Source organism: Virgibacillus kekensis (assembly GCF_042654125.1).
Taxonomy (GTDB): domain Bacteria; phylum Bacillota; class Bacilli; order Bacillales; family Amphibacillaceae; genus Lentibacillus; species Lentibacillus kekensis.
The window spans coordinates 583,142-590,134 of record NZ_JBHSFU010000003.1; the positions used below are offsets into that span (position 1 = coordinate 583,142).

The window sequence follows — 6,993 nt, forward strand, 5'->3', positions numbered from 1 at the left end:
GCAATAAAAACCAGAGTACACGCTGGTGTTAATGAACACGCTAGCCTTTTTTAATAGGCTGGCGATAGTTATTTCTAGGGTGGACAATACTTGGCCGCTCATTTGTCAAAGGTACAGGTACACGTAATAGGATTTGAACCATAGCATTAGGGTTGAATGGCAAAAATGGCCACAGATATGGTGTTTGGAGTGACTTCAAACGAATGAGGTAAAGCATGTAAACGGTCGCTCCGATCATAAAGCCATATACACCGAAGATTCCCGTTAATAATACCAATGCAAATCGGGTTAATTTATTTGCGACACTGAGTTCATAACTTGGTGTGACAAAACTTCCTATCGCACTGACCGCCACATATAGGATAACCTCTGGGCCGAACAATCCTACATCAATAGCTATTTGCCCAATCAGGACCGCAGCAATCAGACCCATCGAAGTCGATAACGGTGTTGGTGTATGAATGGCAGCCATTCGTAAAAACTCAACCCCTAAGTCAGCGAGAATGATCTGAAGAACAAGGGGGACCGTCCCTTCTTCTTGCGGCCCGATGAAAGCCAACTCTTTTGGCAATAAAGTTGGTTCTATAACAAGAAGCAGCCAAAATGGCAACAGAAAGATGGACGCCATAATACCGAGAAATCTTGCCCACCGTATAAATGTCCCAACTGCAGGTGACTGCCTGTACTCTTCGGCGTGCTGTACATGATGGAAAAAAGTTGTTGGCAAAATAATAACGCTTGGCGAAGTATCCACAATTAATAATACATGACCCTCAAGCAGATGGTTCGCAGCAACGTCGGGACGTTCCGTATAACGCACCAGCGGATAGTGATTCCATCTGCTTTCCAATATAAACTCTTCGACGGTCTTATCCGCCATCGCTATGCCATCAATCTCAATATCCTTTACTTTCTTTTTTACAAGTTTGATTAAGCCTTCATCGGCAACATCTTCCAGATAAGCCAAACAAATATCCGTCTTTGACCTTTCCCCGACCTTCGTCATTTCATAGCGCAACCGCGCATCACGGATTCTGCGCCGGGTAAGGGCTGTATTTTCAATAATATTTTCCGTATAGCCGTCCCTGGACCCTCGTACAACCTGTTCGGTATCGGGCTCTTGCGGGGCTCGCCCAGGATAGCTCCGGACATCAACAATAAATGCATATTTTTCACCGTTTATGAAAACAACAATCAGGCCTGAAAGTAACTGGTCGACCGCTTCATCCAACGTTTCAGTCCTTCTTACCTGCTGGTGTACCAGACGGTTTTCAATTATTTCAGGTAGTTTTCTTGCATTTATTTCCTTATCATTAATATCCACGAGTTTACGGATAACCTGTACTACAAGAGCGGATTCACATAAACCCGTTAGGTAGTAAAGGTGAACCTTTTTCTTTAAAATAATCAGTTCCCGGAACCCAAGATCAAATGATTTTCCAAGCCCAATGTTATCTTTCATGTAAGCTTCGTTTTCGTCAATCTTAGCGTATATCGTTTTTTTATAGTCTCCTTGTTTCACAATTAAACACTCCAGTCATAAGTAAAACCTTCCCTTTGGCCTGTTCACGGGTTGTACAAATTTATGAAGCTAACGGACAAAAATAGTCCACTGAAATAACGACCCGGCAATCTTGCCGAATACAATAGCCATGAGAAACCATAGCAATTTATCCTCCAACCGTATTCGCTTTGATAAAATCGGAAAAACATTGAGCACTTCAGTTAGCGCTGCCGCAAGCATTCCATTAAAGACGCCATGGAGAAGCCCCCAAAGAATCAACAGAATTATCGGCTGTTCCCATGTAATATCACTGAACGACATAAAGGTGCCGAAAAGGCTTCCCAGAATGACACTTGCAATATAAACCTGGACCAATCGGTCAGTTTTGCTCAGCTGTATTAATCGGGGGATGATCCCAAGTACGGTTAAAAATGCGACGAAACCACTGCCGACCGCAATACCACCAGCAACACCAATAACTACCTCAAGTAGGTTAGTCAGAACGATTTGTATCATTTAATTTATTCTCGTAATAACCGACATACTGATCAAGATCCTGCTGGTAGTTAAAAATTTCGACCTCAAGCGGGCTCGGTTCTTCATTAATCCTTTTGGAGAACCAGTGGTTAAAGAACAGCAGCATCCCTGCTCCCAGTCCAAACGAATAAGGAATCTGAATCCACAGGGGGGTGCGTTCCTCCTCACCCGTTAATAGAAAATGAAGCTTTTGCTGCACTTCCTGCATACTGACATCATAGTGGAAGTTCATAATAGTCATGGCAGTTCCAATGAAAAGAAGCAACCATACAGCCGCGACAACAACCGGATTCGGTGGTTTTTTATGTTTTTTTATCCGAATAATTGACCGATCAGGACCAATCAGCTGAAACTCATGGTCCTTATACAGCTCACTCAAATGATCAATTACTAAAAAGCTGTCGATCACCACTATCTCCGCGTCTTTTTCAGTTATCCGGTAAATCGGGGTCTTTTCCAATTTATGTTTTAACTCGGAAGGGGCTGATATGAATGCGATGTCATCTAATTTCAGCTCTTTTAAGCAGGTCAGTTCCACATTCTTTTTCATCCGCAGGTAGATAATATGTGTCATGTGGATTTCATCCTTTGTACCGTAATATAGTACATAGTATTTGCCCAACCCGTATGAAATATCACAATAAAAAAATCACCACAAATGTGATGATTTTAATTCATTGATTCATATTCACTTTCATTTCTTTTAATATCTTTTTTTCAAGCCGTGATACTTGAACCTGTGAAATACCAAGCCTCTCGGCGACTTCCGATTGGGTCTGATCTTTATAATACCTTAAATATAGTATTAATCGTTCACGTTCATTTAACCCCCGTATAGCTTCCTGCAAAGTAAGCTTGTCAAACCACCGGGTATCTTGGTCTGCAATCTGATCAAGCAATGTAATCGGATCTCCGTCGTTTTCAAAAACAGTTTCATGAATGGAATGCGGCGATTTGCCTGCTTCTTCAGCATGCACCACTTCTTCCGGTGTGATTTCAAGCGACTCAGCAATTTCAACCACAGTCGGAGATCTTCCGAGATCCTTTGTCAGCTCATCCCGCTTTTTACGAATCTTGTTTCCGGTCTCTTTAAGGGAACGACTCACTTTAACACTTCCGTCATCCCGGATGAACCGCTGTATTTCCCCAATTATCATTGGGACCGCATAAGTAGAGAAACGGACATCATACGATAGGTCGAATTTATCAACCGACTTAATAAGCCCGATACTTCCAATCTGGAACAAATCATCCGGATCATAACCCCGGTTTATAAACCGCTGGACAACCGACCATACCAACCTTATATTTTTCTCAACAAGGTAGTCTCGTGCTTCCTTGTCACCATTTTGGCTTCTGCGAATATATTCCTTTACCTGTTCATCCGTCAGCGACTCCTTACGATTCTGATGTTTAACATCCGCATTCATAGGCATCCCTATTTACAAACCGTTTTGCTGTTAGTTAGTTGCTTTGTCATGTGGACAGTTGTGCCTTTCCCTGGTGTAGATATTACTTCAACAGAATCCATAAAGTTTTCAATGATGGTAAATCCCATTCCAGATCGTTCTAGTTCCGGTTTGGATGTGTAGAGCGGTTGCCTTGCCTCGTCGACATCACCAATTCCGATTCCCTGATCACGAATGGTTAGTTCTACTTCGCCATCATCCTGCAGTACGCAGGAAATCGCTACATGGTGACCAGGCTCATTATTGTACCCGTGAATGATCGCATTTGTCACGGCTTCTGAAACTACCGTCTTAATTTCGGTCAGTTCATCCATCGTCGGATCCAGCTGGGCAACAAAAGATCCAACTGTTACCCTCGCGAAGGATTCATTTTCACTTACACTTGCAAACTCTACAAACATTTCATTTTTCATGAAGCCACCCCCAACGTTCCAAGCGCTTGTAATTCATTCTCCTCCAGCCTGACAATCTTAAATAACCCCGACATTTCAAACAATCGTTTTACCGGGGGCGAAACAGAGCATACTACCATTTCGCCACCCAGCTGCAGAACTTCCTTATACCTTCCAAGCACCACTCCAAGTCCCGAACTATCCATAAAGGAGACAAATTCGAGATTCAGTACCACATGTTTTATGGAATTAGCTTTCATCATTTCTTTCCATTCATTTCGCAATGCTTCAGCTTCATGATGATCCAATTCGCCCGACATTCTGACGATCAGAACATCTTCTTTAACTTCAAATCCAGTAGACAGACCCATTGCATTTCCTCCTTGCATTTTCTGCTGTAAGTTATCTTTTCGTTATGCGATGGGTCAATTCCTGCTCTATGACAAAAGAAGAAGAAGTTCGTGCTAATTCGTAATTAACTCTGCTTTATTTCACCAAATTCTGCAGCGAGCGTTTAAGCAAGGTGAAATAGGAAGCAGGCTTCACATCATGATTCACGATCAACGGAGTTCTGGAAAGCACCTTTTTACCATTTTCCACCATAAGTTCTCCAACCTTATCTCCTTTTTTAATCGGCAGACTAAGGTCATTTTTCAAGACAACAGACGATTTGATTTTGCCGTCAGTTTCGCCTTTTTTATGAATGGTACTTACAGACTCGGAAGTCACTATGTCAATATCCTTTTCTTCAGCTTTAATAAGTTCAATCTTTGTTACTGTTTCATTCTTTTCATAAAGATTTTTGGTCTCATAGTGATTAAATGCATAGTCAAGCATTTGGGTCACCGCAGCATTCCGCTCTTTGGTGGTGTCTGCTCCCATTACTACCGAAATAACCCGCATGCCATTCTTCTCAGCAGTCGCAGCTAGACAATACTTTGCTTCATTCGTATATCCAGTTTTAAGTCCATCAACTCCCGGATAAAACTTAACAAGTTTATTTGTATTGACTAGCCAAAATTCATTCTTCTTCCCTTTTCGTAAATAATCCTCATAAATGGAGGTGTAAGCTGTAATTGACTCATATTTCAGTAATTCCTTGGCCATAACCGCCATATCATGGGATGTACTGTAATGATTTTTTGCAGGTAATCCGGTGGTGTTTTTAAAGTGAGTGTTTTTAAGACCCAATTCATCTGCTTTTTTGTTCATTTGCTTAACAAACGCCTCTTCACTTCCGGCGATTCGCTCAGCCAATGCAACGCTTGCATCGTTTCCAGACGCAATAGCTATGCCCTTAAGAAGGTCATTGACACTCATTTCCTCGCCGGCTTCCAGGAAAATTTGTGATCCACCCATCGAAGCTGCTCGCTCGCTGACAGTAATCGTTTCGTTCTTTTTGATTTTTCCTTCTTCGAGCGCTTCCATAATCAGCAGTAAGGTCATAATTTTCGTCATACTTGCCGGTGGAAGTTTTTCATCAGCATTTTTATTAAACAGGATCTTACCTGTATCCCGTTCCATTAAGATAGCGGACTTTGCATCTTCAGCAAGGTTTGGTTCGCTGTCTGATTTCTTCTCTTCCCCCAGTACAGAACTGGTTGCAGCTAGTAGAATCGAAAGTATAATACTAGTCATTAAAACAATCTTTTTCATTGTTCACCCTCCAATTCAATATAAATATAGGGTTGCCATTCACCCTTTTTTTTATACAAAAGAGGCTGGGACATAACTATAAAATTACATTCTAAAGATGAACGAATTAGACACAGAATTTTATAACGTTATCTTTTTACAGTTGGATCTTATTTCAAAGTTGATAAAAATTGCGAAGTAATTAATAATTTATAATGTGCTTTTCATCATTAGGCTAATGATAAGTTTAACCGACGCTGCGGAAAAACACTCCCTTTACGGGGGCAGCACCTCAGCCTCCTCGCTCGTTCCCTCGCTGTGGGGTCTTCGGAAGCTGCTCTTCCCCCTGGAGTGTCGCATTTTTCCGCAGCTTAGGATAGCATTCAAAATTAGGATGAAATAAACCTCATTCATATAACGAAGGACTGTACAAATCCGTGATCAAAATACTAACAAGCGGAGGAAATACACGAAGACTCCTGCGGGAAAGCGAAGACGTTGAGACCCCACAGTGAGAGTTCTTGGCGAACGAGGAGGCTCATGGTGAGTCCAACGGCAAAGGAAACACTGTGAAAGCTTTAGCTTGAACAGATGTTGACCTTGCACCCGGAGTGGTGAAAGCGTAGTGTATTTCCGGAGCGAAGTCTCGCTGTTATGTCGCAGTTTATAGTTTATACGAAGGCATCCCAACAGAAAAAATCCGAACTACCTTATGGAATGATATTGAAGATTGAACTGCACCCTGTCAAGTAGACAGTGAAAAACAAAAAATCTATGCAACGGCCTGATACCGATATTCTAATGGTGTCAGGCTGTTTAATTTCTCCTGGTAACGTCCTTCATTGTAAAATTGGATATATCAATCTATATCCTGTACTAATTCTTCATAACTTTTATATTGTTTTAAGTCATAACACTCGGTTTTAAAATGACCAAAGAAGCTTTCTATTGGTGCATTATCTATGCATTTCCCCACACGGGACATACTGCGTGTGATTCCGGCTTCAGTTGTGATATAACGATATTCCTTCGATGTATATTGAACGCCACGGTCGCTGTGCAGTATAGGAGTGGCGCCAGGATTGAGCTCTAAGGCTGTTTTAATGGTCTCCATGACCAACGGGTTATTGTTATAGTGGCCTATTTTGTATGCCACTATTGATCCGTCATACAAATCTCTAATAGCGCTCAAATATGCCTTGACCCCCAGTCCATACTGAAGATGCGTGATATCGGTCACCCATTTCTGGTTTGGTTTGTCCGCAGTAAATTCCCGATTCAGAATATTGTCCTCGATGTTGACATAACTGGTTTTCGTCGAATACCCGTTGGAACGACGAATAAATGATTTCAGCCCCAATTGAATCATCAGGCGGCGAATACGTTTCAGGTTATACCGTTTCCCAAACTCGCGCTGGATAACCATCCTTATTCGTCGATAACCATAAATCCCACC

At 41.9% G+C, this 6,993-nt stretch carries 7 protein-coding genes and 1 pseudogene; all 8 read right to left on the minus strand.

Annotation, left to right across the window (positions count from 1 at the left end):
• Window positions 1–40: 40 nt before the first annotated feature.
• Entirely contained in the window at window positions 41–1,462 is a 1,422-nt protein-coding gene (locus tag ACFO3D_RS04350; protein WP_390293416.1) for a spore germination protein, read from the minus strand.
• A gap of 129 nt (window positions 1,463–1,591) precedes the next feature.
• On the minus strand, window positions 1,592–2,020 hold the full coding sequence (locus ACFO3D_RS04355) for a stage V sporulation protein AB (protein ID WP_390293390.1): 429 nt from the start codon (window positions 2,018–2,020) through the stop codon (window positions 1,592–1,594).
• Entirely contained in the window at window positions 1,998–2,615 is a 618-nt protein-coding gene (locus ACFO3D_RS04360) for a stage V sporulation protein AA (RefSeq protein WP_390293391.1), read from the minus strand. The genes ACFO3D_RS04355 and ACFO3D_RS04360 overlap by 23 nt, the downstream gene beginning before the upstream one ends.
• Before the next feature lie 100 nt (window positions 2,616–2,715).
• Complete coding sequence (sigF, locus tag ACFO3D_RS04365) at window positions 2,716–3,471, minus strand: RNA polymerase sporulation sigma factor SigF (RefSeq protein ID WP_390293392.1); 756 nt, start codon at window positions 3,469–3,471, stop codon at window positions 2,716–2,718.
• 8 nt (window positions 3,472–3,479) lie between these two features.
• Window positions 3,480–3,923, minus strand: coding sequence for an anti-sigma F factor (spoIIAB, locus tag ACFO3D_RS04370; protein WP_390293393.1), 444 nt, complete (start codon window positions 3,921–3,923; stop codon window positions 3,480–3,482).
• The gene (gene spoIIAA, locus ACFO3D_RS04375; RefSeq protein WP_390293394.1) at window positions 3,920–4,273 is read right to left on the minus strand and encodes an anti-sigma F factor antagonist; all 354 of its coding nucleotides are present in this window, start codon (window positions 4,271–4,273) and stop codon (window positions 3,920–3,922) included. Before spoIIAA ends, spoIIAB begins: the two co-directional genes overlap by 4 nt.
• Window positions 4,274–4,388: 115 nt before the next feature.
• On the minus strand, window positions 4,389–5,558 hold the full coding sequence (locus ACFO3D_RS04380; RefSeq protein ID WP_390293395.1) for a D-alanyl-D-alanine carboxypeptidase family protein: 1,170 nt from the start codon (window positions 5,556–5,558) through the stop codon (window positions 4,389–4,391).
• Window positions 5,559–6,309: 751 nt separating this feature from the next.
• A pseudogene (locus ACFO3D_RS04385) lies at window positions 6,310–6,993 on the minus strand (IS3 family transposase); the annotation flags it as partial.